General features: G+C 37.1%; 23 protein-coding genes and 1 riboswitch. Of the genes, 5 read left to right on the top strand and 18 right to left on the bottom strand.

Going from position 1 to position 26,351, the window contains the following annotated elements; all coding sequences use genetic code 11:
• Positions 1-147: 147 nt before the first annotated feature.
• The 5 genes from ACQKEV_RS05730 to ACQKEV_RS05710 form a co-directional block, all read right to left on the bottom strand.
• Entirely contained in the window at positions 148-1,392 is a 1,245-nt protein-coding gene (locus ACQKEV_RS05730; protein ID WP_427444183.1) for a hypothetical protein, read from the bottom strand.
• Positions 1,362-2,543, bottom strand: a complete 1,182-nt coding sequence (locus tag ACQKEV_RS05725; RefSeq protein WP_427444180.1) for a DUF58 domain-containing protein — start codon at positions 2,541-2,543, stop codon at positions 1,362-1,364. Before ACQKEV_RS05725 ends, ACQKEV_RS05730 begins: the two co-directional genes overlap by 31 nt.
• Entirely contained in the window at positions 2,540-3,478 is a 939-nt protein-coding gene (locus ACQKEV_RS05720; RefSeq protein ID WP_427444178.1) for an AAA family ATPase, read from the bottom strand. The genes ACQKEV_RS05725 and ACQKEV_RS05720 overlap by 4 nt, the downstream gene beginning before the upstream one ends.
• 89 nt (positions 3,479-3,567) lie before the next feature.
• Entirely contained in the window at positions 3,568-3,759 is a 192-nt protein-coding gene (locus ACQKEV_RS05715; protein WP_427444175.1) for a Spo0E family sporulation regulatory protein-aspartic acid phosphatase, read from the bottom strand.
• Positions 3,760-3,854: 95 nt separating this feature from the next.
• Positions 3,855-4,043: a hypothetical protein gene (locus tag ACQKEV_RS05710; RefSeq protein ID WP_427444174.1), complete on the bottom strand. Its 189-nt coding sequence runs from the start codon at positions 4,041-4,043 to the stop codon at positions 3,855-3,857.
• Between the two features lie 121 nt (positions 4,044-4,164).
• Between ACQKEV_RS05710 and ACQKEV_RS05705 the strand changes: the two genes are divergently transcribed.
• From ACQKEV_RS05705 to ACQKEV_RS05695, 3 genes are read left to right on the top strand one after another with little or no spacing between them, the layout of a single operon-like run.
• Entirely contained in the window at positions 4,165-4,386 is a 222-nt protein-coding gene (locus ACQKEV_RS05705) for a YkvS family protein (protein ID WP_427444172.1), read from the top strand.
• A 54-nt stretch (positions 4,387-4,440) separates the two neighbouring features.
• The gene (locus ACQKEV_RS05700) at positions 4,441-5,046 is read left to right on the top strand and encodes a CPBP family intramembrane glutamic endopeptidase (RefSeq protein WP_427444841.1); all 606 of its coding nucleotides are present in this window, start codon (positions 4,441-4,443) and stop codon (positions 5,044-5,046) included.
• 48 nt (positions 5,047-5,094) lie between these two features.
• A complete protein-coding gene (locus ACQKEV_RS05695) occupies positions 5,095-5,754 on the top strand; it encodes a hypothetical protein (protein ID WP_427444170.1) in 660 nt (219 codons plus the stop codon).
• A 34-nt stretch (positions 5,755-5,788) separates the two neighbouring features.
• Here the strand turns inward: ACQKEV_RS05695 and ACQKEV_RS05690 are convergent, their stop codons facing one another.
• The 3 genes from ACQKEV_RS05690 to ACQKEV_RS05680 form a co-directional block, all read right to left on the bottom strand.
• Entirely contained in the window at positions 5,789-6,235 is a 447-nt protein-coding gene (locus ACQKEV_RS05690; RefSeq protein WP_427444168.1) for a MarR family winged helix-turn-helix transcriptional regulator, read from the bottom strand.
• 64 nt (positions 6,236-6,299) lie between these two features.
• Positions 6,300-6,782 carry a methylated-DNA--[protein]-cysteine S-methyltransferase gene (locus ACQKEV_RS05685; RefSeq protein ID WP_427444166.1) on the bottom strand — a complete coding sequence of 161 codons (483 nt, stop codon included), beginning with the start codon at positions 6,780-6,782 and terminating at the stop codon, positions 6,300-6,302.
• The gene (locus ACQKEV_RS05680; protein ID WP_427444164.1) at positions 6,733-8,061 is read right to left on the bottom strand and encodes an ATP-binding protein; all 1,329 of its coding nucleotides are present in this window, start codon (positions 8,059-8,061) and stop codon (positions 6,733-6,735) included. The genes ACQKEV_RS05685 and ACQKEV_RS05680 overlap by 50 nt, the downstream gene beginning before the upstream one ends.
• Positions 8,062-8,405: 344 nt before the next feature.
• On the opposite strand from ACQKEV_RS05680, the gene ACQKEV_RS05675 reads away from it, so the two are divergent.
• Positions 8,406-10,154, top strand: a complete 1,749-nt coding sequence (locus ACQKEV_RS05675) for a B12-binding domain-containing radical SAM protein (RefSeq protein ID WP_427444162.1) — start codon at positions 8,406-8,408, stop codon at positions 10,152-10,154.
• 24 nt (positions 10,155-10,178) lie between these two features.
• On the opposite strand, the gene ACQKEV_RS05670 is transcribed toward ACQKEV_RS05675, so the two are convergent.
• From ACQKEV_RS05670 to ACQKEV_RS05625, 10 genes are all read right to left on the bottom strand, one after another.
• Positions 10,179-11,528, bottom strand: a complete 1,350-nt coding sequence (locus ACQKEV_RS05670) for a TrkH family potassium uptake protein (protein ID WP_427444160.1) — start codon at positions 11,526-11,528, stop codon at positions 10,179-10,181.
• Between the two features lie 129 nt (positions 11,529-11,657).
• Positions 11,658-12,863 (bottom strand): anti-sigma-I factor RsgI family protein, encoded by a 1,206-nt coding sequence (locus ACQKEV_RS05665; protein WP_427444159.1) that lies wholly within the window; start codon positions 12,861-12,863, stop codon positions 11,658-11,660.
• Between the two features lie 20 nt (positions 12,864-12,883).
• Positions 12,884-13,642, bottom strand: a complete 759-nt coding sequence (gene sigI, locus ACQKEV_RS05660) for an RNA polymerase sigma-I factor (RefSeq protein ID WP_427444157.1) — start codon at positions 13,640-13,642, stop codon at positions 12,884-12,886.
• Positions 13,643-13,774: 132 nt separating this feature from the next.
• On the bottom strand, positions 13,775-14,530 hold the full coding sequence (locus tag ACQKEV_RS05655) for a hypothetical protein (RefSeq protein ID WP_427444155.1): 756 nt from the start codon (positions 14,528-14,530) through the stop codon (positions 13,775-13,777).
• Between the two features lie 137 nt (positions 14,531-14,667).
• Complete coding sequence (locus ACQKEV_RS05650; protein WP_427444153.1) at positions 14,668-15,402, bottom strand: TerC family protein; 735 nt, start codon at positions 15,400-15,402, stop codon at positions 14,668-14,670.
• 14 nt (positions 15,403-15,416) lie between these two features.
• A riboswitch (yybP-ykoY riboswitch) is annotated at positions 15,417-15,569 on the bottom strand.
• Between the two features lie 64 nt (positions 15,570-15,633).
• The gene (locus ACQKEV_RS05645) at positions 15,634-16,719 is read right to left on the bottom strand and encodes an SDR family oxidoreductase (RefSeq protein WP_427444151.1); all 1,086 of its coding nucleotides are present in this window, start codon (positions 16,717-16,719) and stop codon (positions 15,634-15,636) included.
• A gap of 90 nt (positions 16,720-16,809) precedes the next feature.
• Positions 16,810-19,878, bottom strand: a complete 3,069-nt coding sequence (locus ACQKEV_RS05640; RefSeq protein ID WP_427444149.1) for an efflux RND transporter permease subunit — start codon at positions 19,876-19,878, stop codon at positions 16,810-16,812.
• Positions 19,879-20,332: 454 nt separating this feature from the next.
• Positions 20,333-21,907 carry a peptide chain release factor 3 gene (locus ACQKEV_RS05635; RefSeq protein WP_427444147.1) on the bottom strand — a complete coding sequence of 525 codons (1,575 nt, stop codon included), beginning with the start codon at positions 21,905-21,907 and terminating at the stop codon, positions 20,333-20,335.
• Between the two features lie 173 nt (positions 21,908-22,080).
• The gene (locus ACQKEV_RS05630; protein ID WP_427444145.1) at positions 22,081-23,565 is read right to left on the bottom strand and encodes a UDP-N-acetylmuramoyl-L-alanyl-D-glutamate--2,6-diaminopimelate ligase; all 1,485 of its coding nucleotides are present in this window, start codon (positions 23,563-23,565) and stop codon (positions 22,081-22,083) included.
• A gap of 11 nt (positions 23,566-23,576) precedes the next feature.
• Positions 23,577-24,632, bottom strand: a complete 1,056-nt coding sequence (locus ACQKEV_RS05625; RefSeq protein ID WP_427444143.1) for a M42 family metallopeptidase — start codon at positions 24,630-24,632, stop codon at positions 23,577-23,579.
• 103 nt (positions 24,633-24,735) lie between these two features.
• On the opposite strand from ACQKEV_RS05625, the gene ACQKEV_RS05620 reads away from it, so the two are divergent.
• A complete protein-coding gene (locus tag ACQKEV_RS05620) occupies positions 24,736-26,334 on the top strand; it encodes an ATP-binding protein (RefSeq protein WP_427457758.1) in 1,599 nt (532 codons plus the stop codon).
• Positions 26,335-26,351 lie beyond the last annotated feature (17 nt).

Below are 26,351 nucleotides of genomic sequence, written 5' to 3'. Positions count from 1 at the left end.
TATACGCCTACCGGATATATTGCATAAGAAAACGAAATGTGAGGACAAAAAAAGTAGGACACATTCCTTTCGGAAATGTGTCCTATAAAAAGGGGGAAATGAGAATGTTGCTGTGTTCAAATATACTTTCCCCCATATTCACATGAATTAAACCTCTTTAATCAAATATTTTTTTGAAAGTTTTTGCATTTCATCAATAAACCATTTACCATCTTGTTCATTCATTAACCCTTCACTATATCGGACGACATCGTAAACGTCATAGAAGTGTTCTGAGACGTTCCATCCTTCTCGTAAAAACCATTCTCTTACCGTTTCGTTTTGGTGCCTCGTAAAACCTTTAGAGCTTGCATCCTTTTCAAAATCTCGGTACGCTTCTCTCACTACATTGGTCTCCATCGAATAGTTCCATGCCACATCTTTCTGTTCGTTCACGTGCTTTGACTTGCTTTGAGTTCTTTCGTATTCCATATGATTTTCGTCAAATTCTACAACTTGAGCTTTATTTTTTGCTAATCTCCATACAAAAATAATCACTATGATTAATAAAATACTACTTAATATAGCCACCCAAGGAATATCCAAAACAAAATCATGTCCCTTAAATTTGTCTGCTTCATTTTGTTGAAATTGTCCTGTTGGCTTGTACACTGATTCACGAGCGGCCGGAGGACTTATAAATTTACTGAAAAGACCACGTATCCCTTCCATGAATAAACCAACTGGATATAAGATTAATACAAACAAATCACCTAGTAATAAGACAATGGATTCTCGTGCTTTCCCTGCAAGACCAGCAATCATCCCAAATGCAAATGCTGCAATGCCTATGATTCCTAAATAAAATAAAACTAGTTTATAAAACGGCACTCGATTTTCCTCTTTTGAGCGCTTCCATTGAACTATCATTCGATCCAACATAAATAAGAGCAAACCGACAATCGCTAATAGTATGGTCTCTCTTATCGCGTCAGGTCTTCTTAATATGGTTGCTAAAAAATATGATAAGGAGAAAATCACAAGAAGAAGAGTCATAAAATAACCATCATGTGTGGCATCCTCTTGAATTTTAGAATATCGTTCCTGTATTCTCCACAATGAAAATGCAAGTATAGCAACAAAAAACCACAATGGAGCCCCGAATACGAAAGCTAAAAAACAGAAGACTACTGAAGCAAGCAATGATATGGCTATTTGATAGCCCGTCTTATAGAAAAATAAATTGATCACGATTGCTATCAACAATAAAATACCAATCCATAAGAATGGAAAAGAAATTGTCGTATCCACTCTAATAAATATGAAAAGAAAAGACATTAACCATACATCTTGCAGAAACTTTCCAAATGATTCGAATTGTACTAACGGTTTTGAAGAGACTGCTGGTGCCATTTCACTTCACCTCCAAGACTCGATAGTCGAATATCCACTTGAGTTTGTTTGACCCACTTCTTCACATATTTAACCAACTCTTGCGAGTCATGTGTAAATATAATGACTGTCATTGGTAGGTTTCCATGCATATCCAGATGCATCAGCATTCGGTTAAATGGGATAGTCAGTTCATTATTAGACAGAACTGATAACAATTCCATTGCATATTGACGGTGCTTTTGACCAGCTCCTACAGGAAGATACAAATATGGAGTGGTTCCAAATGATCTGACGTTGACAGTCAAAGAAAATGGGATTCCTTCTCTATAGAAATAATCCACAAAGGAGGCTACTTCCTCAATTCTTTCTTCAAGATTAGAAATAATGGAGTAGTGATGGACGACATTTAACACCAACAATACAGATTCGTTTGCAACTTGAGTAAAAACTTTTGTTTGAAGTTGTTGCAATCTTGCACTGGCTTTCCAGTGGATATGATGAAACTGATCGCCCGCCTGGTAATCTCTAGTACCTAACGGTGAAAACAAATCTTGATACAATGAATGTTTAAACTCATAATCCCCCGGTTTAAGTGGAGAGGGTTTTCTTCTGTCTTTTAATGCATATATATTGGGGTAAACCATTTGCTCCATTCGTAAAAGGGGTTTATGTAGTAAAAAGACAGAGCCTTCACCGAAAACATGCGGGATCGTCAATTCCAAATTTGTTAGTTTGGACAATCCTCTCTTCTGCCCTTCGATTGGAACTTTCACAGTAACTATTTCTTTATAACCAATCGTCAAAGGAACGACAATTTCGATTACCTTACTATGACTTATATCTTTATTATTTAGTGGCTGAACTGCATCATGAAAATGTAATCTGAGTTGTCCATTCCAAATGGGAAGCCCCTTATTTTCAAATGTCAGTTCCCATTCAGATTTTTCTCCTTTAAACATGCGACTTCTTTTTTTATCATTTAGTAACGTCAATTTTTTCCCAACATTTTTCAAATAATAAAGTTGCATGGCTGTTACTACACCAAAGAAACCAAAAACGCCTGCTGCCACGTATTGCGCAACAATGACTGACATTGTAAAACAAAGAGCAATAATGGTCAGAACCCAATTGGTCTTCATTGCACCGAAATATTCCCGTTGCCAGATCATCTTGCCATGGCCTCTACAGGAGTTTGTACGGAATCAATAATATCGTGGAGAATTTGTGCGGGTTCACGTACTAATAACCCTTCAGCAGATAACATGAGTCGATGGGTTGCAAGCGGCGCAACCATTTTTTTCACATCATCCGGGGTTACGTAAGTTCGTCCATTTATGAATGCATAGCCTTGTGCTGCATGCAGAAGTGCCAAGGAAGCTCGAGAACTTAAACCTAATTCAACGTGCGGATGTTGCCTTGTCGCTTGAATGATTTGTAAAATATATGTTTCTATATCTTCATGGACCGTCACGTTTCGGACCTCTTTACGCCATTGTTGTACATCTTCAATGCCAATAATCGATGAAGTTTTTACTTCCCCCGGATTTTGACTAAACTCTTTTAAGATTCTTCTTTCTTCCTCAAAACTTGGGTAACTTATCTCAATTCGGAATAAGAAACGATCCAGTTGGGCTGCTGGCAATGAAAAAGTGCCTTGTTGAGATTCCACAGGATTTTGAGTAGCAATCACCATAAACGGATTTGGAAGAACGATTGTCTCACCATCAATTGTCACTTGCTTTTCCTCCATCGCTTCTAGCAAGCTCGATTGAGTTCGAGGAGTAGCACGGTTAATTTCATCTGCTAGCAAAATGTTGGTAGCTACTGGACCAGGACGCAAAACAAATTCCTGTGTTTTCGGATCAAAATAACTAATACCTGTTACATCAGACGGCAATACATCAGGTGTAAACTGTAAGCGTTTGAAATTCCCTTTAAATGTATGTGCAAAAGATTTGGCCATCATCGTCTTCCCTGAACCCGGGACACTTTCAAGTAGCACGTGACCACCTTGAATTAAAGCAATTAACATAAAATCTATTTCTTTCTCACGCCCCACGATTGACTCATTTAAATTTTCTCTCAGTAAATTCAATTTTGACATTCATAATCCCCCTTATTAACTATATGAGTATATCAAATATACCTATTATTCTGATAAAATATGATAATAAAAAAACTAAGCAGAAATGCTTAGTTTTTAATTAATTCATTATCGATGATAGACGCTTTATTTGGGAAGTCTTTCAATTGATATATGTTTAATAAACGATCTAACTTTTTACTAAGTCGGATAGTATTAACGTCTCCAAAACCATTTTCAAGCGCTGACTTAATCATTTTTTCTCTTGTAAGTTCCACTTGCTCAAGAATTGATTCCGGCACGTGATACCTCCTTTACCAAACCCATATTATCCATTATTATACACGAAAAACTTCTCGCAAACACAAGTTTATTCCGACAAAATACGACATTCTTGTTAACTTCGTGCATCCAAATCATATGTATAGATGACAATTCCGCCTTGTTTAGCTGTACCTCTTATATGTTTAAAATCTTCTCTTACAACCAGCACTTCACGAAATGACAAAAAGTCATCTTTTTCGATGGTAATAGATGATAGCTTTCCAGCTTTTAAATCATCTAATTGTTGTTCAAATATATTCATGGGTAGTCTCCCTTTATAGAAAAATTTCAAATGATTTAAATATGTTTTCAGAAAATACTTTACGGCAGAAAAATTATCATGCACACTATTGAGTATGACCGCATTAAGGAGCTGAATGTCTGTGGAAATAGCAACTGTAGGATCAATAATTGAATTTAAAGATGGCTTGCAGGGAATAGTAGAAAAAGTCAACGAAAACTCCGTCATTGTGAATCTTTCCATAATGGAAAATTTCGATGAACTCGAAATTGAAGAAAAAACAGTCGTCAATCATAAACGGTATAAAATAGTATACCTCAAAGAGTCAGAGTCTACACCCATTGCTGAAGTTGAAGAAGAGTGATCCCTAAATAATTTAAAGGACTAAAAAGTATTGGAGGTGTGTAAGTTGAATATTATGACTTCTCATCTAAGATGGACTGTCTTGTTGGTTATTGTCTATTTATTACTTTTTTTCACTTTTTCATTCGAAGAAATCTTTTGGTATATGTATACATTCACTATGCTATTATTTATGGCCTTATCATTTGTTCTAGGTAAAATGGAAGATGATGTTCGGACTTGGGAGTACTTAATTTTCGGAATTGGTTATGGTACACTCACTTATGGGCTTATTGCAATTGCTTATCGTTTCTTTTCCATATTTACGGATCAGGCAGCAGTTTCAGTCGAACGATTTTTGAGTGACTATGGGCCAACAACGGTTTGGCACTACTTGTTATTGATGCTAATTATAGCCCCAGGAGAAGAGTTATTTTGGCGCGGCTTTATTCAGCAAAAATTAAAAATGTATATGAGCCCTTTCTATGCTGTATTGGTGGCTTCTATCCTATTCGGATTATCTATGGCTTTCAGCGGATTTTGGCTAGGAGTTCTTGCAGCAATCACATCAGGCTTACTGTGGGGACTTTTATATGAGTGGAAAAAAAGTATGCCACTCATTATCATTGCTCACATTACAATGACCATTCTCCTGTATCTGGTTTTACCGCTTAACTCTTGAAACATATGACAATCACATCACGTCTACTACATAAGGAGGAATATTTATATGAAAAAATCTTGGCTATTATTTGCATCCTTGTCTCTAGCAATTTCTATGCTTTCTGCATGTAACTCCACTGATGAAACAAATGGCTCTGAAAGTGATAAAACCACTGTTGATGAAACAGCTGATGAAAATAAATCAAAAGAGGAAACAGAAACTGCAATTGATCCTGAAACAAGAGGACCTGAAAAAGCACTTTCCTATTCAATCGAGGACGAAAAGAAAGAGGAAACAGCTAAGTTGACGGATAGTGACCAACAGAACTATTCGCTTTACAAATTGGATGGCTATTCATTAACGGGAGAAGAGCCGAATAGAGATTCACTTTACTATGACGAAAATTCTGCCGTGTTCATGCGCGTTGAAACGATTTCCAAAGATGAAGCTGACTACGAAATCATTAGAGATACGATGATTGAAAGTATTGCAGCTGTAAGTATTGGCAAAGAGCCTGTAAAAATTGATAAACAAGAAAAATTACCACAAGGCGAAGGCATTTCGAATCAAATTGGATACGAATCGACATTTGAATTAGGAACTGTTTCCGGTATGGTATTTGAACAGGGTAATTTGATCGTGCGATTGACTATCTTCGATCAGAACAGTGTGAACTTAACGGATGCATTCTTGAAAATGGGCGAAACAATCGCTGCAAAACAATAAAAAATTCTGGCTCATCAATTGAGCCAGAATTTTTTTAATAAGACAAATCTTTAATTGATAGTCCTAATTTCTTTAATAAAGCAATTGCTTGTTCTTTTTCTTCAATATCCAAGGCACCCATCATTTCATGTAGCTGTTTCTCATGTTCTGGGAACAATTGTGCCATAAAAGCCTCACCCTCGGGAGTGATTTCAGCGAAAGTCACTCTTCGGTCAGATGGGCACGATATGCGGTGAATATAACCTCTTTTTTCCAATTTATCAATTACATATGTAATCGATCCACTAGCAAGTAAAATCTTATTACCTATTTTTTGTAATGGTTGTCGACCTTTATGGAACAACAGCTCCAATACTGCAAATTCAGTAGGGTTTAATCCATTCGCTTGAAAAAATTGATTTGTACACTCATGCAACGATTTATATGCCCTTGAAAGCACTATGAATAATTTTAACGACTGTGTCAGTTCTTCGGATTTCATCTCAATCACCTGTATTCCCAATATCTCTAATTAAAACTAGTATATAGGGAATAGAAGAACTTTGTCAAAATGCTTTGGAATCGATATGTTGCAGTTCAAGATCAATCAGTATTTTTTTATAAGGTGTAAGAGAGCCTGCATACCCTTTCAATGAGTGATCTTTACCGATGACACGATGACATGGAACAACTATGGGTAATGGATTTTTTCTATTAGCTTGTCCGACTGCCCGACAAGCTTTTGCATTTCCGATTCGATTTGCCAGTTCTTGATAACTGATGGTTTGTCCATATTCAATACCTTTCAACTCATTCCAAACACTCTGCTGAAAAGCAGTTCCGCTTACATTCAGTGGCAAATCAAACTGTATTCTCTGTCCGCTGAAATATTCGATTAATTGCTGCTTGGCATTTTCAAACACCCATTCATTCTGATTGGTGCTTGCCTCATCGGCAACGTTTGGATCATGAAAGTGAATAGCTGTTAATTTTGCGTCATCAATTTGAAGATATAACTTCCCTAAAGGGCTTTGTATGTCTTTGATCATGTGTTGTTTTCTCCTTACTTGATTCCAATTGATAAATTGGAAGGATAATATGAAAAGTAGTACCCTTGCTTATCTCACTTTCCACTTCTATACTTCCTCCGTGATTTTCGATTGTTTGCATTGCATGTGCTAGCCCTAATCCAGTACCGTGTTCCTTTGATGTATAAAATGGTAAAAAAATATGTTGAAGCTGCTCAGGTGTCATGCCCACCCCCTGATCTTTTACTGAAATCCATAATTGGTTATCTTCACGCAGAGTTTGCGTTATTATCACTTTCCCCCCATGAGGCATTACTTCCATAGAATTCTTCAAGATGTTCATAAAAACTTTTTTCAGTTCGTCAGCATCACCCAAAACAATATCGGAATCTTTTTCCCACGTAATGAATTCCAGTTCAATATTTTGTGAAATCCCCTGTGGTTGCATAAGATAGACAATTTGCTTAATGATAGAGGATACTGAAATCATTTTGAGAGACCGTGTAGTCGGTTTAGATAACGTTAAAAATTCATTGAGAATGGATTCCATACGAGTGAGTTCACTATCAACGATGTCAAGATATTGATGACCTTGTTCTGTAACTTGATTTGTGAGTAATTGGATAAATCCTTCTAAGGATGTCAGTGGATTTCTAACTTCATGAGCGATACTTGCTGCCATCTGACCGAGAGTGGATAAGGATTGAGAATGTTCAATTTGTCTTTTTAATGCATAGTTTTCAGTGTCATCATGAATTAGTGTGATATACATTTCCAAAATTTCATCGAACACAGATGTAACATGATAATATCTTGGTTCACCATTCGCATCGATTTTTGATAAAACCATTTTCGCATTTCCTCTTAAAAAAAGTGTTTCTAAAAACTTATTGAATTCAATATTTGAATGAGGAATTCGATCAAAGATAATCGTCGAATTTCTACCTATTAAGTTATCTAGCGATACATCAAACAGCTTCTCTACTTTCAGATTGGCATCGATAATAATTCCCTCATAATTTGTCAAAATTATTCCATCTGGAGCGTTTTCAAAAAGAGACTTGTAATTGACAGATCCAGCCCAATAATTTTGGTTTACGAATTTCTCAGGGGTTTGCTTGAAATGAATAATATATTGGTCAGCTGATTGATTGTAACATCCTTCAAGTTCGAAATACATTTCCCGATTTTCTAAATCAGATAAACAAATTCGACTTTTTGCGTGATTAGAGATGGTTGCATTCTTTAAAAAGTGCCTCCATGTTTCGAAAGAGGCCTTGTCCATTTGCTTAGCAAACACTTCAGTATGATGATTGGAAAAGAATTCTCGCGCTTTGTAATTCATCTTGATAATCCCTTTTTCATTTTCAAAAAGGATTACGGGATTTTTCTCATCTTTAAATAAAAAATCGAACATCTCTGTAATTTTACTCCAAAACAAATTCTTTCACCGACCTCTCTCACTCTTTTCAAACATAATATGCCTTGAAGTTCCAAGATATTCTGTAAAGGTCGAAAACCAAAAATACTTTTAATTCAGTTTGTTCCATACTAAAAGATCAAATCGGATGGGTATGAATGCTTTTATTGTTTGAAACTCTTTTCCTTGGTAAAATAGGATGGTGTAAAAAAGGAGAATGCTTAATGAACGTCGTCTTAGCTACGCTAAACGCTAAATATATTCATACTAACTTGGCTCTACGGTGCCTGAAAGCAAGTGCCCAACCTGAGTTTAATCCGACAATTGCTGAATATACAATCAAAGATCCATCTTTTAATATTGTTTCAGACATTTATTTAAAGAAACCAAAAGTGGTTGGTTTCAGCTGTTACATCTGGAATATCGAAGAGACATTAAAAGTAGTGCGTCTTTTAAAAAGAGTGAGCCCAGAAACTATTATTGTACTCGGTGGACCAGAAGTATCTTACGACTCAAATTATTGGTTGAGACGTATGGAAGAAATCGATTTTATTGTTATGGGTGAGGGTGAAGTATCATTCAAACAACTGCTTCATTATGTCGAAGGGACTGTCTCTTTGCAGGAGGTACCCGGAATTTGTTACATGCAGGATGGCAAGTTTATGATTCATCCACAGGGTCCTAAAATTGATTTGCGAGAGATGCCATCACCTTTTCGTTTTGAAGAAGACATCCCACACTTATCTAAACGAATTACTTACATCGAAACAAGTAGAGGCTGTCCTTTCTCATGTCAATTCTGCTTATCTTCCATAGAAGTCGGTGTGCGCTATTTTAATCGGGAAAAAGTAAAAGAAGATATTCGATATTTAATGGATCATAATGCGAAAATTATTAAATTTGTTGACCGGACCTTTAACATCAGCCGAAGCTATGCAATGGAAATGTTTCAATTTTTAATTGACGAACATCGACCGGGTGTTGTTTTTCAATTCGAAATTACAGCTGATATCATGAGACCTGAAGTCATTCAGTTCTTAAATGATAATGCACCTGCTGGATTATTCCGATTTGAAATTGGTGTTCAATCAACAAATGAATTGACGAATGAATTGGTAAAGAGAAAACAAAACTTTGCCAAATTAACTCGAACAGTAACAATGGTAAAAGAAGGCGGTAAAATTGCACAGCATTTAGATTTAATTGCTGGATTACCCGAAGAAGACTACGCGTCCTTCAAACAGACATTCAATGATGTCTTTGCAATGGGACCTGAAGAATTACAATTAGGTTTCTTGAAGCTGTTACGAGGCACTGGGTTACGTGTGCAAGCAGAAGAATATGGCTATGTGTATGTCGATCAAGCTCCATACGAAATCTTCGCAAATAATGTACTGACTTTCGACGATATGTTGAGAATCAAACAAGCTGAAGATGTACTTGAGAAGTATTGGAATGCTCATCGACTAGACCGGACGGTAGGTTACCTCGTAACTGAAACTTTTGATACACCATTTGATTTCTTCCAGGATTTCGGGAGTTATTGGGAGGAAAAAGGCTGGTCAAGAATTGGTCACCAGCTTGAAGATTTATTTAAACGTCTTGAAGAATTTTTAATGCAAGACGGACGTGCCAATATGGATGTTGTCAGAAGTTTGATGAAAATTGACTACTTAGCCCATCACCAATTCCAACCACGTAAACCTTGGTGGGAAAAAGAAATGCAAAAAGAAGCTCAGTCAGCTATTTATCGAAAAATCATAGAAAATCCACAGCTTGCAGGATCCACTTTCGCCGGTCTTAACTTACATGAACGTGAAGTGTATAAACAAACACTGCTAGTTCCTTTCACTCTAGATTTACATCAACTTGAACAAGAACAAGTGGTGTCAAAGGATGGATACTTACTGACATTCTTCAAATCTGGACAAGCACCACAATTTTCATTTATAGCAAAAGAGCAGGTATCCTGATTTTCAGGACCTGCTCTTTTTTTATCATCCTATAATTACGCGTTCTTTTGGATAATGGAATTTTGTTTTTGTTGTACGGCCACCGATCGTAAATAGGAAAGAAATTAATCCGACTCGTCCTACAAACATCAGAACCATAATCAATATTTTACCAAACGTCGATAATTCATCTGTGATGCCTAAAGACATTCCGCAAGTTCCGAATGCAGAGGTAATTTCAAAAACAATGGCTGTAATCGGTAATGTTGGTTCAGATATGGATAACGCAATCGTAGCAAACAGTACCATGAAAAGCGCTAAAATAATTACTGCATATGAACGGAACACATCAATTAGCTGAATCTCTCGATTAAAAATTTGAATTTCGTTTTTTCCACGTGCAAAGTTAATGAGAAATAGAATGGCAATGGCAAACGTTGTCGTGCGAATTCCTCCACCAACTGAACTTGGAGAAGCCCCTATAAACATCAATGCACTAATGAATATATTGGTCCCCTGCGCAAACTCAGTAATATCCATCGTAACAAGGCCACCAGAACGAGAGGAAACCGAATGGAACATTGCAGCAAATAAGGCTTCGTGCCAAGACATGTCGCGAAATGATTTGAACATTTCAAGTACAAGTATCACGACAGTGCCAACCAACAGCAAAAGACCAAATGTAGCGGTGGTTATTTTAGTGAAAAGTGAAAAACGGAAATTTTTATTTTTGCCCGACAAAAACGCTTTAATTTCGATTAAAACTGGGAATCCAATTGCGCCTAATATAATTAAAATCATGTTGATAATCTGTACAAAATAATCATTATGGTAGGGAATCATGGATTGACCAGTTATATCAAAGCCACCGTTTGTTGTCGCTGAAACAGAGGCAAACAAGCCGTGTATGAACGCTTGTGAAAATGTTTCATAAAATTGAGTGAAATAGAATGTAAGGATAAGAGCTCCTAATAACTCGATTAGCAATAAAATCTTGATAATTTCAATAATAAGATTTACTACTCCTGATAATGAATGCTGGTTATGATCCATCATAATTAATTGACGCTCACGTAAGCCAATTTTCTTCCCTACAAGTAACCACACGAAAGTGCCAAGGGACATAATTCCAATGCCGCCGAGTTGAAGTATCACCATTAACATGAATATTCCAAAAGTGGTGTAGGTTTCTGAAATATTGAATACACTAAGACCAGTTACGCTGACAGCACTAACGGCTGTAAACATACTATCAATAAATTCTACTTTTACTCCTTCTTGATGTACACCAGGTAAGTTTAGTAACCCTACTGATATACCGATCGCTAGGAAATAGTAGGAAACAATCGCCTGGGCGGGAGTTAAATTCCGTATGCGACTAATAATTGGATTCATAAAACGGTCAAGTCCTTTCAAATGACACGAATAGGTCATCTTCCTATTCTAAAAAACATTTCGGGAAAAAGAAAGCGCTAGTCTTTTTCCTGAATAAAAAAGTGCTTCTCATTTGAGAAGCACAACTTGTTAATCATCTTTATTATTATGTTTATTGTTATTGTCGTGCTTATCTTCATTTTTGGTATTCACTTTCGTTTCACTCTTTTTGTCATCTTTTTCATCACTTTCTCTTTCATTTCTTTCTTCTCTGTCATCTCTGTCAGTTGCGTTATCTCTGTTGTCTCTGTCATTTCGATCATCTCGGACATTTTCTTTGGAGTTATTTTTGTCCCTGCCAGCTTTATATTCATCTTTGTTCCTTTGACCAGAGTTATTCTCATGATTTTGATTTGGTTTGTGTTTATGAGAGTTTTGATTTTGATTGGGTTGTTGTTTCACTTCATTCTTTTTTTTATTGGATTGTTGTTTCACTTCGTTCTTCATTTGATTGGATTGTTGTTTCACTTCATTCTTTAAAGGAATTTCGATTTTATTTTTTGGCTTTTCATCTTTTTGTGAATTTCCTGTTGGAGGAGTTTGTTGTTTGGCTTTATCATTTTTTGGCAGTTCGACAGGATTACGTTTTATCTTTTCACTTTTTTGTTGTAAAGGAATGGGCTTCTCTTTTTTCTGGCGCTTTTCCTCTTGTTGCTCTTCAATTTCGGTATTGTATTCTTGAACAGAAATCCCTTGTTTATTAGCAGCATCACGAGCTGACACTGTCGCTTCACTTATGTTTATATTTTGTTTTTGAGAAAGTACTTCGCTGGTAGAAGAACTTACTGCTGCGATAATTACTCTTTCCAGTTGGTCATGGTCATGATCATCATCATTTTCATAAATCGCAGTTATTTCAATTTCATCAGTTTTTTTGATAATAGTTTCTGTGCGATCCACAATTTGATCCAAGACCCAGGATAATGGCTTACCTTTCCAAAATGCAATATCTCGTTTTATGGCTACTCCATCTTCATTAAGTCCTTTAAATGAATACACAGTTCCTTCATTATCTATACCAAGTTCTACACTTGGGTTGATATCAATCTGTACGTATGCTGACACTGTTGTTTGTCCAGGCAACAATACTGAAAAAAGCAAGACAAGCGTAGCTACAATCGATAGTACCGGTGCTGTCCATGCCGAATTAAATATTGCTTTATGTCTTCTATTGTTTAAAAAAGGTTTATAAAATGCTTCATCACCTACTTCAACAGAAGCCGGGAGTGGAATGCCTTTTTCAAATAATCCATCTTTCGTGAAGAAAATGGTATATGAAGATGTTGTCTCAAACACGATCCGTCTTCGCGTGTTCATCATGACATCCGTCCTTTTAAATAATCTTTTATGTAGTGCAGATCACTTTTTAGAAGAATAGCAATTGCTATTATAAACTTTCGTTGTCTCTCCAAGGTTTTACGTGAGACTTCAACTAATTCTTCCAATTCTTTTATTGGTAATTTCTTTTTTGTTTGAAGGACTTCGTAAAACTCGTCCGTTTCCACAATTAGTTGCGCTATTTGGATAGCGGTTTTTCTTGAATCTTCATGAGAAGGTGAAATTTTTACAAGTTCCTGAAAGTTTAATCCAAATGGTTTTAGCAAAGATTCGTATACAGCAATTTGATGTTTTCTTTCATCTGCCTGCTGCGTCGCTGTAAATTGTTCAAATGAATGAGAAGATTCCAGGATTGAAAAAGAACTTGATTCAATCTCGGAATCAGAAGTCATTTGACCTAGACTAATTTCTTTTCTTCTAGCTTCTTTTCGAATATAGTCAATCAGTTTACGCCGAATCAGCAAATGAGCAAATGTTAGGAATGATGCATTTTTATCCTGATCAAAATGAACGATGGCATCATGGAACGCGGACATTGCTATACTGTATTCATCATCTTGTTCCCCAATATAACGTTTACATATAAATGAAGCAGTTTTTTTCATAAAAGGAGTGTAGGACGAAAGAAGTTCATTAAGAACTTCTTCATTCCCCTTTTTAGCTTGGATTACTAGCAGTTCTAGTTCGCTTTTTGTCTGTTTCTTAGAAAATATCCCTTGAATCGTTGCTAGTATCACAAGCTCACCCCATTTCCGCACAATTGTTAAGTCTTATCGATTGTAACGGGTTATGGATAAAATGAAAAGACGTTTTGCATGTCAATTTCTTAACAATTCATCTACTTGTCACTTGTGGTTACGATCATTATTCTATTTTCTATCTCCATGACCGTGATCTTTTTTATGACCGTCTTTTTTATCATGGTGTCTATCTTTTCGATTTTCTTTTTGGTCATGATGTCCATCTTTGCGCTCTTGTTTTTTAGCATGATGCTCATCTTTACGTTGTTGTTTTGTTGCTTTACGTTCTTCTTTTTTGGCCTCTTTTTCAGCTTTTTCAGCTTCACTTGCTGCTTTTTTAGCTTCTTCGGCCGCTTTTTGTTCTGCTAACTTAGCTTCATATGCCGCTTTTTCGGCTGCAATTTTAGCTTCATGTTCTGCCTCTTTTTTTGCTTTTGCAGCGTCAATTGCTGCTTGTTCTTCAGCTTTTTGCGCTTCTTCTTTTGCTGCTTTCTCGGCTTTTTCTAATGCTTCTTTTTCTTCAGCAGTCGGTTCTTCGGTAGTTGGATTCTCTTCTTTGTTTTTCTCTTCCCATTTAGCAATCGCTTTTTCAATATTTCTCTGGATAGCCGCTTTTGCAGTAGGGTTATTGATTTTTTCAATGTTTAAGGATAAAGCGAAAATATTATTTGCAAGATAACCTAAAGGAATATTTGTTGAAATGGTTTGTAAATCTTCAACTGATGTCGATTGATCTTTCAGATTGTTCAAGGCGTCTTGTAAATTTACCGTTTCAAAATTAGAAGAATCTACTTTTTCAGTATCATTTGCAAAAGCATGCAAAGAAGTTGATGCGACTAAGCCTGTTGCTAAAACAGCTGCAGTAATTTTTTGGATTTTTTTCAATGCTTTCCACCCCTTAGAATTTTTACAATTTCATGTCATCAAACTATTCGACATAGCAAATCATTTTTAAGGGGGTACAAAAAAAGCTGTGTAAAATCTTTTCGATTTTACACAGCTTTTCTTAAATTCTTCATGTCTTATTTTTGGTGATTTTTTTCTTTCATTTCTCTTGCATCATCAACTTCATCAGCCAAGACGATTAGCTTACGATTTTTGTATCGACCTGCCAATACTACCCCAACTGTCACTAATGCAATCATAATCCAACCTACATACGGATAGGCATCAAAGAAATCATGTAAAAATGGTTCATGTGTAATCATTCGTGCTGCAGTGAATGCCAAAACCGCAGAACCGATGTAAATAATAATTGGGTATTTATCAATCAGCTTCACGAAGAGTGTACTTCCCCATACCATAATTGGAATACTAATAATTAATCCAATGACAACCAATAAAAAACTGTGGTCTGAAGAAGCGTTCGCTGCACCAGCAACGGCTAATACATTGTCTAGACCCATAATGGTATCTGCAATAATGATGGTAGTAATCGCTGACATCATCGTAGTCGAGGCTTTGTGATCCCCCGCGTCTCCGTCTTCAATTAATAATTTATAAGCAATCCAAATTAGAATTAGTCCTCCAACAAGTTGTAGACCAGGAATTTTTAAAATCCATACAATCGCAAGAGTCGCAAGAACCCGAACCACTACAGCTCCAGCTGTACCCCAAATGATTGCCTTTTTTCTATGTTGTTCAGGTAAGTTTTTTGCTGACATTCCAATAACAATGGCATTGTCTCCTGCTAATACTAAATCAATCATAATAATTGAAAGTAGAGCAACTAAAAATTCAACAGTAAAGATATCCATAATGATCTCCTTTAAATAAGTTTTTGAAAACAAAAAGACCTCTGCCTTTTTAAAGGCAAAGGTCTTGCTAAGCACATTATGTAATGGCTATCATAACCGATGGCAAAAGCCATGTAATGACGACTATGAAATAGGTTTCCCTATAGCTACTCCCCTTTGACAACTGTCAAAAGTCTATTATGTTTTCATGTACAATAATTATACCATATTGAACGGAGTTGTAAACAAACACTACTTGATCAGAATATGATATGACCGATCTTTTTTATGAAGCTCGTAAAAAGCAATCATACTTGGCAATGATTCGATAAAATCCGCACATTGGATTCCACTACCGTCTAATACTTCTTCCGCTACAGTCGTATCGAACTGTGCCGTCCAAGTTAAATAGTCGAGTGTCTCTTTTTCCACACCTAATCTTTTTCTTATTAATTTGAATTGTAATCCCGTTTTCGCTAGTGCAAGAGGTATTCGCCCTTTTGGCCATTTTCCCGTTACATTCCAGACCATATGTCGATAGACTTCCTCCACTGGATGTGGATTTGGATCGGTCAAATGAATTGTTTTACCAATAGCTTTATCATTCTCACTGCAATACACTACTGCTTGTATAATAAAATCAATTGGTACAACATTGATCAATGATTGCGATTTACCGATATACGGTATGAAGGGAAGTTTTCGCAGGTTATCAATCATATTGATGAAGAAATAGGGACCATCGAATTTTATCGTTTCCCCCGTAACAGAATGTCCTCGCACAATTCCTGGTCGAATAATCGTCGTTGGTACTTTAGCTTTCAATTTTTCAACGAGGACTTCCGCTTCATATTTCGTTTCTTCATAATAATTTTTAAAGGCTTTAGGACGGATTAATTCACTTTCACTTAATAGACCTTCTCTAGTTCCTGCTACGTAAGCCGTACTAAAATACATATATCTTTTTAGGTTAGGAAAATTTTTCACAAAATCATTTACATGGTAAGTTCCGTGAACATTTACTTTCCATGCCGCATCCCTGGCCACAGCTAAATCATATATAGCGGCCAAATGCCATACTGTATCGACTTCTCGATGGAGAGTTTCAAGTTCAGTGGTTTCAATATCCAATCCTGGATATGTGATATCACCTTCCACTAACTGTATTGTTACTTGAGGAGATTCCTTCATGATTTCCTGGGAAATCTCTTTTGCGAGTTTCATTTGAGATGATAAGACAACTGCATAAATCTTCTCTACTTTATTTTGATTGATCAACTCTTGCATAATCTGCCGTGCAATGAATCCAGGAAATCCAGTGAATAAGGGAATTTGCATTTATACTCCTCCGAAACTCTTAATAATTGAATAGTACGAAAATTAACACTAAAAAACAACGTCTATTTTTGAATAGACGTTGTTTTGGATTCACGATGTAGGTGCTTTTGCGCTTTTACGTGTTTGACGATCAAATAGACTATAAATAACCGGGATGACATATAGCGTCAGCAAAGTCGAACTGATAAGACCACCGATTACGACAATCCCCATAGGTTGATTTATTTCAGTTCCCTCACCAATTCCTATAGCGAGAGGTAACAAACCAAGTATCGTTGTTAATGCAGTCATTAATATCGGTCTCACTCGATCACGTGTTGAAGAAACGATTGAATCGTAGGAATTGTACCCTTCTTCTTTTCGTTGATTAATAAAATCAACCAGCATAATCCCGTTATTAACCACTATCCCCACGAGCACCAATAAGCCTATTACTGCTGTAATACTGATAGGTGTTTGGGTGATAAACAACCCAAGTGCTACACCAATAATCATGAGTGGCACTGAAAACATGATAACAAAAGGATATTTGAACGATTCAAACTGCGCTGCCATCACAATATAAACAAGCACAATTGCAAGAACGACTGCCAGCAGCATATCATTAATGGCACTTTCAAATAATTCCCGGTCTCCACCGAACTTAATTTCAACTTCTTCCGGTAACTTTAATTTTTCAATTGCCTCATCCACTTGATCAGACATTTCCCCTAACGAATACGAAGAATCATATTTCAATGAAAAGCTGACTGAATTTGCTTGGTCTACTCGACGAATGGAAACCGGACCCTCGGCAATTTCAATTTCAGCAACTTCCTGCAATTCAATAAATTGACCTGAAGGTGTTCTTAATTTCAGTTTCTTCAGCTGTTCAATGCTGCTACGGTATTTTTCGTCATATTTTACATATACACCATAAACATCATCATCTTCAGAAATAATTTGGGTAGCAAAGGCCCCCCTTGTCACACTGTTTACTGTTTGGGCAATTTGTGCAGGAGCCAGTCCAAATTCTGTTGCTGCATCTTTTTTCACGGACACTTGCACTTCATCTATTCTCTCTTCTAAGTCATTCGTAATTTCTGTAATCGAATCAAATTTACTTAAAGAGCCTTGAATATCAGAAACTGCTTTTTCCAAACGTTTGTCATCCGTATCTGTTACTGAAAATGATAATGAATTTGGCGTGGAACCAGCAGCCGTTTGCAAATTAAAACTTACTTCTGCCTCTTCCCCAACGTTTTTCAATACTTTTGGTTGTACTTCATCCACAAATTCAAAAACAGAACGATCACGTTTATCTAATGGCATGAGCTTGATATATATTTCTGCTCTATTCGATTCTGATGTTCCTCGTGATTGGCCTTGTTGTGTTCCGCCAACTAGACTCACATATACATCCACATCTTTTTCTTTGTTTAACTGATCTTCTATTTTTTTCACTACTGCTTTTGTTGCTTTTACAGAAGATCCATTATCTAACTCGACATTGACACTAACGAATCCTTCATCAGTAGCTGGTAAAAACTCGGTTCCCACTTGGAACATCCCATACGTTGCAATTATTAGCATGATTGAAGTGAAAATCAATACCATTAATCGATTTCCTAGTGCCCATTTAACCGAACGTTCAAAATTATTATATGATTTTGAACGTCGACGTTTTGCTTCGAAGTCGCCTCTAGGCTTTTTCATTATTCTACTTGCAAGCATTGGAATGACGGTCAGTGCCACTACCAAAGATGCAATTAAACTAAAGGAAATGGTTAAGGCAAACTCAGTGAAAATTTGACCAATCAAACCAGTGATAAAAATAACAGGAACGAATACAGCTACAGTTGTTAAAGTCGATGCTATAATTGCCCCGGCTACTTCCTTTGTTCCTTCTGAAGCTGCCGTTTTAGAATCTTTCCCCATACCGAGATGACGTTCGATGTTTTCGATGACCACTATTGCATTATCTACCAACATCCCAATACCGAGTGCCAATGCACCCAGCGTCATGATATTTAAAGCAAAATCAGCAAAATACATTAACACGAAAGTCACGATGACCGAATACGGGATAGCAATTCCAATAATTATTGGACTCTTTATTCCACGCAAAAAAACAAAAAGTACGAGCATCGCGAAGAGTCCACCAAAAATAAGTGAGGATCCAATGTTTCCGATGGCTAACTTCACATAATCACCTTGGTCAAACAAAATATCCGCTTCTACCCCTTTATACTCATCCTTCTTTAAAAGTTCATCTAATGATTCTTTTAACGAAGTTGAAACATCAGCTGTATTGGCTCCCGATTCTTGAAGTACTGACATCAAAACCGCGGGTTCTTCATTCGCACTCGTTTCAGTTGATGTTTCATGTTCTGCCAACGCAACCGTTGCTACGTCTGCAACGGTTATATTTTCACCGTCCATTGGATTGATGGTCACTACTAAATTTTTAATATCTTCGACATTCGTCAGTGTACTGACAATACGGGTTGTCAGTTGCTTGCCATCTTGTGTTTCGATTGGATCACCAGGAAACGAAACATTGTTCGCTTGAATCAACTGCACGATGTCTGATTGTGCTAATCCTTTAGCTTCAAGCTTTTGTTGATCCAGTAAAATTTGTACTTCTTCCACTAACGCCCCTGAAATATTGACACTCGCCACGCCGTCTGTACGTCGCAGTTCTTTTTCCAATTGTTCCGCAATGATTCGGACGTCTCCCTCGTTTTCAGGAGCACGAAGTGATAACTGAATGATGGGGAACTGCGCTGGGTCAAATTTCAAAAACCGTGGTTTTTGAGAATCGTCAGGTACTGGTGTTTGATCGATACGCTGCATAATATCGCTTTGTATATCATCAATATTGGTAGACCAATCAAATTGCAATAAAATAAAATTGACGCCTTCTTGCGAAGTAGATTGCAAAGTTTTTATCCCCGGCAATGTTGATAAACTTGATTCAAGTGGTTTTGTCACTTTTTCGCTGACTTCAGTCGGGCTCGCCCCTGGATAACTTGTCACAACCACTCCAACAGGAGGATTCAGTTCCGGAATTAGCGTAACCGGTATCTTCAAGAACGATACAATACCTAATATAATGACTAAAAACATAATAACTGTTGTAAAAACGGGACGCTTTATTGAAAAATCGCTTATTTTCATCTAGTGAATTCCTTTCCTGCCAAAACTTCTCTCTCTATCATATTCGTTACGCTCACTTACTTCAAACGTGAATAGAGTGAAACTTTATCCCGACACAGGATTGACAATATTTCTATGTTAATTCATTAATTAACTCACTTTTGAAGCAGGAAAATACACTTTCGCCTTAGTGAAGAAGAGTTAATTTTAATCTGAGTACGGTTCTTACGTTGTAGATCGAGGCTGAGAGAAGAAACCAAACTCTTGGTTGTAAAAATCGGCTTTGACGTAGGAAATATTGGCGTTGACGTAGGAAAAATTTGAGGTCACGTAGGAAAAATCGACGTTCACGTTGTAAAAACACCTTTTGGCACCTGTACGAAGGTTGTGCGAAGGTTTCCTTTTCTTCTTTTTTATCTTATATTTGCTCCCCATTGAGCAAACAAAAAAACCTGTCGAATGACAGGTTTTTCACTTATAACAAACTATATAGCTCGATATTTTCATTTTTATCTTGGAACCAGCGCATTGCAAAATCGTTTTCGAATAAGAACACATATCGATCGTAGCGGTCACGAACGAGCATGCTTCTTGGACTCGACATAGATTCCTTAACATCACTTTCGTTTTCAATCCAACGTGCAATTTTATTGCCAATCGATTCCATACGAACTTCCACGTTGTATTCATTTTTCATACGGTGTTCAAACACTTCAAATTGAAGCTGACCAACTGCTCCAAGAATGACATCTTCCGTGTGAAGTGTTTTGTAATACTGGATTGCACCTTCTTGTACCAACTGCATGATTCCTTTATGGAAATGCTTAGATTTCATTACGTTTTTGGCTGTAACGCGAACAAATAACTCTGGTGTGAACTGTGGAAGTTTTTCATAATTAAAGGTTTTTTTCCCTCCAACAATGGTATCGCCAATTTGATAACTACCTGTATCATGTAAACCGATAATATCTCCTGCTACAGCTACATCTACTGTTTCACGATCGTCAGCTAAAAACTGAGTCGATTGCGTCAGTTTAAACGTTTTACCCGTACGTGATAAAGTTACGGTCATACCTCGCTCGAATTTACCGGAAACGATACGCACAAAGGCAATACGGTCACGGTGCGCAGGATTCATGTTGGCTTGAATTTTGAAAATGAAACCAGAGAACTCTTCTGATACTGGATTAATCACTTCTTCTGCATCCGTTTTTCGAGGCTGCGGAGTTGGAGCGAATTGTAAGTAGGTTTCAAGGAATGTCTGCACACCGAAATTCGTCAGGGCACTACCAAAGAAAACCGGTGTCATTTTACCATTTTTCAATTTTTCCAGATTAAAGTCATTACCCGCTTCATTTAATAACATGATATCTTCTAAAGCTTGTTTGTAATACGAAGTTTGTTTCATCGAATGATCGACAGCCAATCCACCTTCTTCATCCAAAGGCAAAAAGCGTTCCTTCTCATCTGTACGGAATTGTTCAACACGATTGTTAAAACGGTCATAAATCCCTAAGAATTCTTTCCCCATACCAATCGGCCAGTTCATCGCATACGATTCAATTCCCAATACTTCTTCAAGTTCTTCCATTAACTCTAATGGTTCTTTACCTTGACGATCCAATTTGTTAATGAACGTGAAAATTGGAATCCCGCGTAAGCGACACACTTTAAATAACTTAATTGTCTGAGCTTCGATACCTTTTGCAGCATCGACAATCATAACTGCACTATCCACTGCCATCAATGTACGGTATGTGTCTTCACTGAAATCTTGGTGACCAGGTGTATCCAAAATATTGATGCGGCAATCGTCGTAATCGAATTGCATAACGGAAGAAGTAACAGAAATTCCGCGTTGTTTTTCGATTTCCATCCAGTCAGATGTAGCAAATTTTCCGGTTTTCTTCGCTTTTACTGTACCTGCATCACGAATAGCTCCACCAAAAAATAACAGTTTTTCTGTCATTGTAGTTTTACCGGCATCGGGATGGGAAATAATCGCGAATGTTCTTCTTGCTTGTATTTGGTCTTGAATTTGTTTAGTCATTATTAAGTATTCTCCTTCTTTTTTTCCTCTATCATCATATGGAGTTTTTCAAAAAATTACAAGTGAACAAAAAGTCGAAAGAACCGATCGTCAAATGTGATCGGTTCTTTGTTACGGTTCCCAGAATTAATCTCTAACGTTCTTCATGCTTCTTCAGAAACTTCATCTGCTAATCAAGAACGAGAAGGAGAATCCTGGAATTTTAATTTACCAGCCGCCAATGCGATTTCTCCATCGCTATGTGGAAACTTAGTTCGGCCAATAATTTGATAATCTTCATGTCCCTTGCCTGCAAAGATGATGATATCACCTGGTTCAGCAATTTCTATCGCATGCTTAACAGCCAATTCACGGTCACCAATACAAGCATAATTTTTGTGTAACATTCCTTTTTCTAAATCAGCAAGAATTGACTCATATGGTTCATCGCGTGGATCGTCTGTTGTTAATATCACATAATCTGCTACCGAAGCCTTCTCTGCCATTGCTGGACGTTTTGAACGATCTCGATTGCCACCCGTTCCAACTAAAAAGATTACACGGTTTGTCTGATAAGGGAGTACTGAGGAAATCGCTTTTTCAATCGCGTCAGGTGTATGTGCATAATCAATAAATATGGATATAGGCAACTCACTGTCTAGCTTTTCCATTCTACCTTTAACTGGCGGGATTTTTTCAAGCTGTTCAATAATTTGAGATATCGTATACCCTTGTGTATATAAAGCAGCTGTTGCAGCTAAAGCATTATATACATTGAATTCACCCAACAGATTCATTCGAACCGGGAAAACTCCTTCAGGTGTCTTCATCTCAAAAGTTGTACAATTCGACTGCAACTGAATATTTTGTCCTTGGAAATGTGCATCCGCCTTAATGGCATAAGACCAAACGGGAAAACCGGTCATTTCTTTCAGTCGATTTGACCATTCGTCATCCGCATTGACTATGGCATGTTTTGAACGTTGTAAGTCCTGCCCTAATTGGGAGAATAAAAGACCTTTCGCTTGTCCGTACTGTTCCATCGTTCCATGGAAATCTAAGTGATCATGCGTTAAATTTGTAAAAATGGCGATATCGAAGTCTACGCCCGTTAATCGTCCTAAAACCAATCCATGAGATGAGACTTCCATAATCATCGTCTTACAACCTTCACTTTTTGCACGATTAATCATTAACTGTGTGCTTAACGCATCACTTGTCGTATTGGCAGAATCATACAATACTCCATTTAAGTTAAAACCAATTGTTCCTGTCAAAGCAGATTTCACGGCGAGACCTTGAAGCATATTTTGGATAATGCCACTGACACTCGTTTTACCATTTGTGCCGGTTACACCAATCATCGTCAAATCCTTGGAAGGATAGCCATAAAACTTGGAAGCTAATAACCCTACTGCTCGTGTTGTGTCGTCAACGACAACACATGCGACGCGAGAGTAGTCCAATTCCAATTGTTTTTCAGTTACAATTATTTTTGCCCCGCTTTCAATTGCTTGCATGGCGTAATCATGTCCATCTACGGTATATCCCTTGATGCAGATAAAAACACTTTCTGGTTGAACGCTTCGTGAATCAACCGCTATGTCAAACACTTCAGTGGGAAGTGAACCGTGAATTTCTTTAACCGGCAAGCAACTGATTAAGTCAATTGACTGCATTTGCTTTCCTCCTATTCTGTCTCCATTGGAGAGAGCACATATGCTTCTAGCAGTGCTGCAGTATGTTTCAAAGAATCAATATGTGTTCGTTCATATGCATGGGATGCTTCAATCCCTGGTCCGAATAATGCATGCTTCACGTCGAATCCTGCGCGGATTGCAGCTGATGCATCTGAACCGTAATACGGGTAAATATCCAGCTTATACTCAATGCCTTGCTGTTTAGCTAATTCAACTAAATGACGTGTGAGGTCGTAATGGTAAGGACCGGATGAATCCTTCGCACAAATAGAGACCGTATACTCATCGGATGTTTGTCCATCACCAATTGCGCCCATATCGACAGCAATGTATTCCACAACTTCTGCTGGAATATTCGAATTACCACCATAGCCAATCTCTTCATTGTTCGAAATGTAGAAATGAGTGGTATAAGGAAGGTTCAAATCATTTTCTTTTATAGAAGCAATCAATTGTAATAACAAAGCTGTACTAGCTTTATCGTCCAAGTGACGTGATTTGATAAAGCCTGAATCTGTTTGCTCAAATCTAGGATCAAACGATACAAAGTCACCCACTTCAACACCCAGTGCTCTTGTTTCATCCGCATTTGTAACTTTTTCATCTATACGAACTTCGATATTTTCAACGCTGCGTTCTGCAGAACCTGCATTTTTATATACATGAACTGTCGTTTGATGCATCAAAATCGTTCCACGGACTTTTTTGCCAGAGGCTGTATGTATATGACAGTATTCGCCTTCTACAGCATTCCAATTAAACCCACCAATCATTGATAGTTTAAGTCGTCCACTTCCTTTGATTTCTTTAACCATCGCACCAAGCGTATCTGTATGTGCTGTTAACAATCTATGTTTAGAAGTATCTTTCCCCTCAATCGTAGCAATTAAAGCCCCTTTGTTTGATTGTGTGTAAGTTACTTGCATGTCATCTAAAATGGAAGCCATGAATTTCATGATTTCTTTCGTATATCCAGAAGGACTTGGAATCTCTACGAGTTTTTGAAGCAATTGAATTGTTTCTTTCTCTCTAAATACGCTAGACATGATTAACCCCCTATATGATAAATATCATATCAAAATTCAGCATGTTCGCACACCGCTAAATCATGTATGATATAGGAATAACTACTGATTATCGAGGTGAAGAATGAACAAATCACTGCTCTTGTCAAAACGCAATCGATTGTTTATAAATTTATTTGCAATCGGATTACTTTTTCATACATTATCAAGTCTGTTTATCCCTTACCAATTTACAGTTTCCATCCCTTTTTTCGCGATTATCTATTGCATTCTTTTATTTATACTAAAAAGAATGAACATAAATAATACAGTCATGCAGTTCCTGATATTGGGCGGTATGAATGGATATATTCTTCATCTAAATTTAGATACACCTTATTACATACATGTTTTACTTTTTGTATATCCACTATTCATTGCTTCATTATACCACTCAATCATTTCAAGTTTAATTCTTTTACCGATTACTGTATTAGAAGTAATTTATATTTTCCAAAGTAATTTTCAAGATTTTACAAGTACCATTGAATTCGGTGATTTATATGTGGTCCTGTTATTGTTGATTTTAATGAGTTTGACCGCAGTTGTCCATTCCCTCTTTATGCGCACCACTTGGGAACGCGTAGAGGAACAGCAAGCGACGCTGGAACGAGCCCTTGATTCTAGGGAAGGCTATTTACATATGTTTTTTGAGAATGCCAAAGATGGTATTGCCGTTTTCGATTTAGATGCGCGGATCATTGCACTAAATCCAGCATTTGAATTACTTTATGGATGGAGTCGGGAGGAATGCATCGGGAATCGAATTCCGCTTGTCCCCCCTGAGAATGTTGCCGCAGCGAACGAACGAATTGAAAAAGTCTTAAAAGGAGAAAGTTATTACTCTTTTGAAACGAGAGATATGAGAAAAGATGGAACCTTTTTTGATGCGCAATTGACGTTGAGTCCCATTTACGACAAGAGTGGCGATATGGTAGCCATGTCCGTTATCACGCGTGATATATCTTATCGCAAAGAAGCCGAGAAGCTCATTGTCCAAACTGAAAAGTTAAAACTGGCAGGAGAAATAGCCGCAGGTGTTGCCCACGAAATCCGAAATCCCATGACCGTGATTTCAGGTTTCATTCAAATGATGAATACGGATGATCAACACCCTTATCAGACGTACACAAAATTAATTGAGTCTGAACTTGAACGAATCAACTTAATTATTAGCGAGTTTTTGATTTTAGCAAAACCTCATGTAACGAAGGCAAAAGAATTTCATATAGAAAAGATCCTTCAAGACGTCGTTCTCCTCTTTAGTCCAGAGCTTAATTTAAGAAGCATATTGCTCAAAGAGTCTTGGAAAGCGCGTCATGCAATTGTTGTTGGTGAGCAAAATCAAATTAAACAAGTAATTATCAACATCGTAAAAAATGCAATAGAAGCACTGACCAATGGTGGTTCGCTTGAAATTTCTACTGACTTAGAAACTCAAGGATTCGTAACGATTCAAATACGTGATAATGGTGAAGGTATGACGCAGGAAGTTGTTAATCAAATATTTGAACCTTTCTTTACGACGAAAACCACAGGAACTGGTCTTGGGATGATGATCTCTCAAAAAATCATTCAGGAACACGGTGGGAAGATTTTGATCAATAGCCAACTTAATAAAGGTACAGTTGTCTCTATTTTGTTGCCTTACACACAATCAGAAAAATCAGCGTCTTCCAGTTAACTGGATGGCGCTGATTT

The sequence above is a fragment of the Paenisporosarcina sp. NPDC076907 genome (assembly GCF_050269735.1).
Classification (GTDB): Bacteria; Bacillota; Bacilli; order Bacillales_A; family Planococcaceae; genus Paenisporosarcina.
Note: the sequence above shows the minus strand (reverse complement) of the source record. Positions and strands in the feature narration are given on the sequence as shown.

Bases quoted from the DNA above. Each gene is read 5' to 3' on its own strand.
- ACQKEV_RS05700 (WP_427444841.1), top strand. From the start codon at position 4,441: ATGACTTCTCATCTAAGATGGACTGTCTTGTTGGTTATTGTCTATTTA.
- ACQKEV_RS05625 (WP_427444143.1), bottom strand. From the start codon at position 24,632: ATGTCTAGCGTATTTAGAGAGAAAGAAACAATTCAATTGCTTCAAAAA.
- ACQKEV_RS05710 (WP_427444174.1), bottom strand. From the start codon at position 4,043: ATGAATATATTTGAACAACAATTAGATGATTTAAAAGCTGGAAAGCTA.
- ACQKEV_RS05650 (WP_427444153.1), bottom strand. From the start codon at position 15,402: ATGGATATCTTTACTGTTGAATTTTTAGTTGCTCTACTTTCAATTATT.
- ACQKEV_RS05720 (WP_427444178.1), bottom strand. From the start codon at position 3,478: ATGTCAAAATTGAATTTACTGAGAGAAAATTTAAATGAGTCAATCGTG.
- ACQKEV_RS05695 (WP_427444170.1), top strand. From the start codon at position 5,095: ATGAAAAAATCTTGGCTATTATTTGCATCCTTGTCTCTAGCAATTTCT.
- ACQKEV_RS05675 (WP_427444162.1), top strand. From the start codon at position 8,406: ATGAACGTCGTCTTAGCTACGCTAAACGCTAAATATATTCATACTAAC.
- ACQKEV_RS05635 (WP_427444147.1), bottom strand. From the start codon at position 21,907: ATGACTAAACAAATTCAAGACCAAATACAAGCAAGAAGAACATTCGCG.
- ACQKEV_RS05670 (WP_427444160.1), bottom strand. From the start codon at position 11,528: ATGAATCCAATTATTAGTCGCATACGGAATTTAACTCCCGCCCAGGCG.
- ACQKEV_RS05620 (WP_427457758.1), top strand. From the start codon at position 24,736: ATGAACAAATCACTGCTCTTGTCAAAACGCAATCGATTGTTTATAAAT.
- ACQKEV_RS05640 (WP_427444149.1), bottom strand. From the start codon at position 19,878: ATGAAAATAAGCGATTTTTCAATAAAGCGTCCCGTTTTTACAACAGTT.
- ACQKEV_RS05730 (WP_427444183.1), bottom strand. From the start codon at position 1,392: ATGGCACCAGCAGTCTCTTCAAAACCGTTAGTACAATTCGAATCATTT.
- ACQKEV_RS05685 (WP_427444166.1), bottom strand. From the start codon at position 6,782: ATGATCAAAGACATACAAAGCCCTTTAGGGAAGTTATATCTTCAAATT.
- ACQKEV_RS05630 (WP_427444145.1), bottom strand. From the start codon at position 23,565: ATGCAGTCAATTGACTTAATCAGTTGCTTGCCGGTTAAAGAAATTCAC.
- ACQKEV_RS05725 (WP_427444180.1), bottom strand. From the start codon at position 2,543: ATGATCTGGCAACGGGAATATTTCGGTGCAATGAAGACCAATTGGGTT.
- ACQKEV_RS05645 (WP_427444151.1), bottom strand. From the start codon at position 16,719: ATGCAAATTCCCTTATTCACTGGATTTCCTGGATTCATTGCACGGCAG.
- ACQKEV_RS05690 (WP_427444168.1), bottom strand. From the start codon at position 6,235: ATGAAATCCGAAGAACTGACACAGTCGTTAAAATTATTCATAGTGCTT.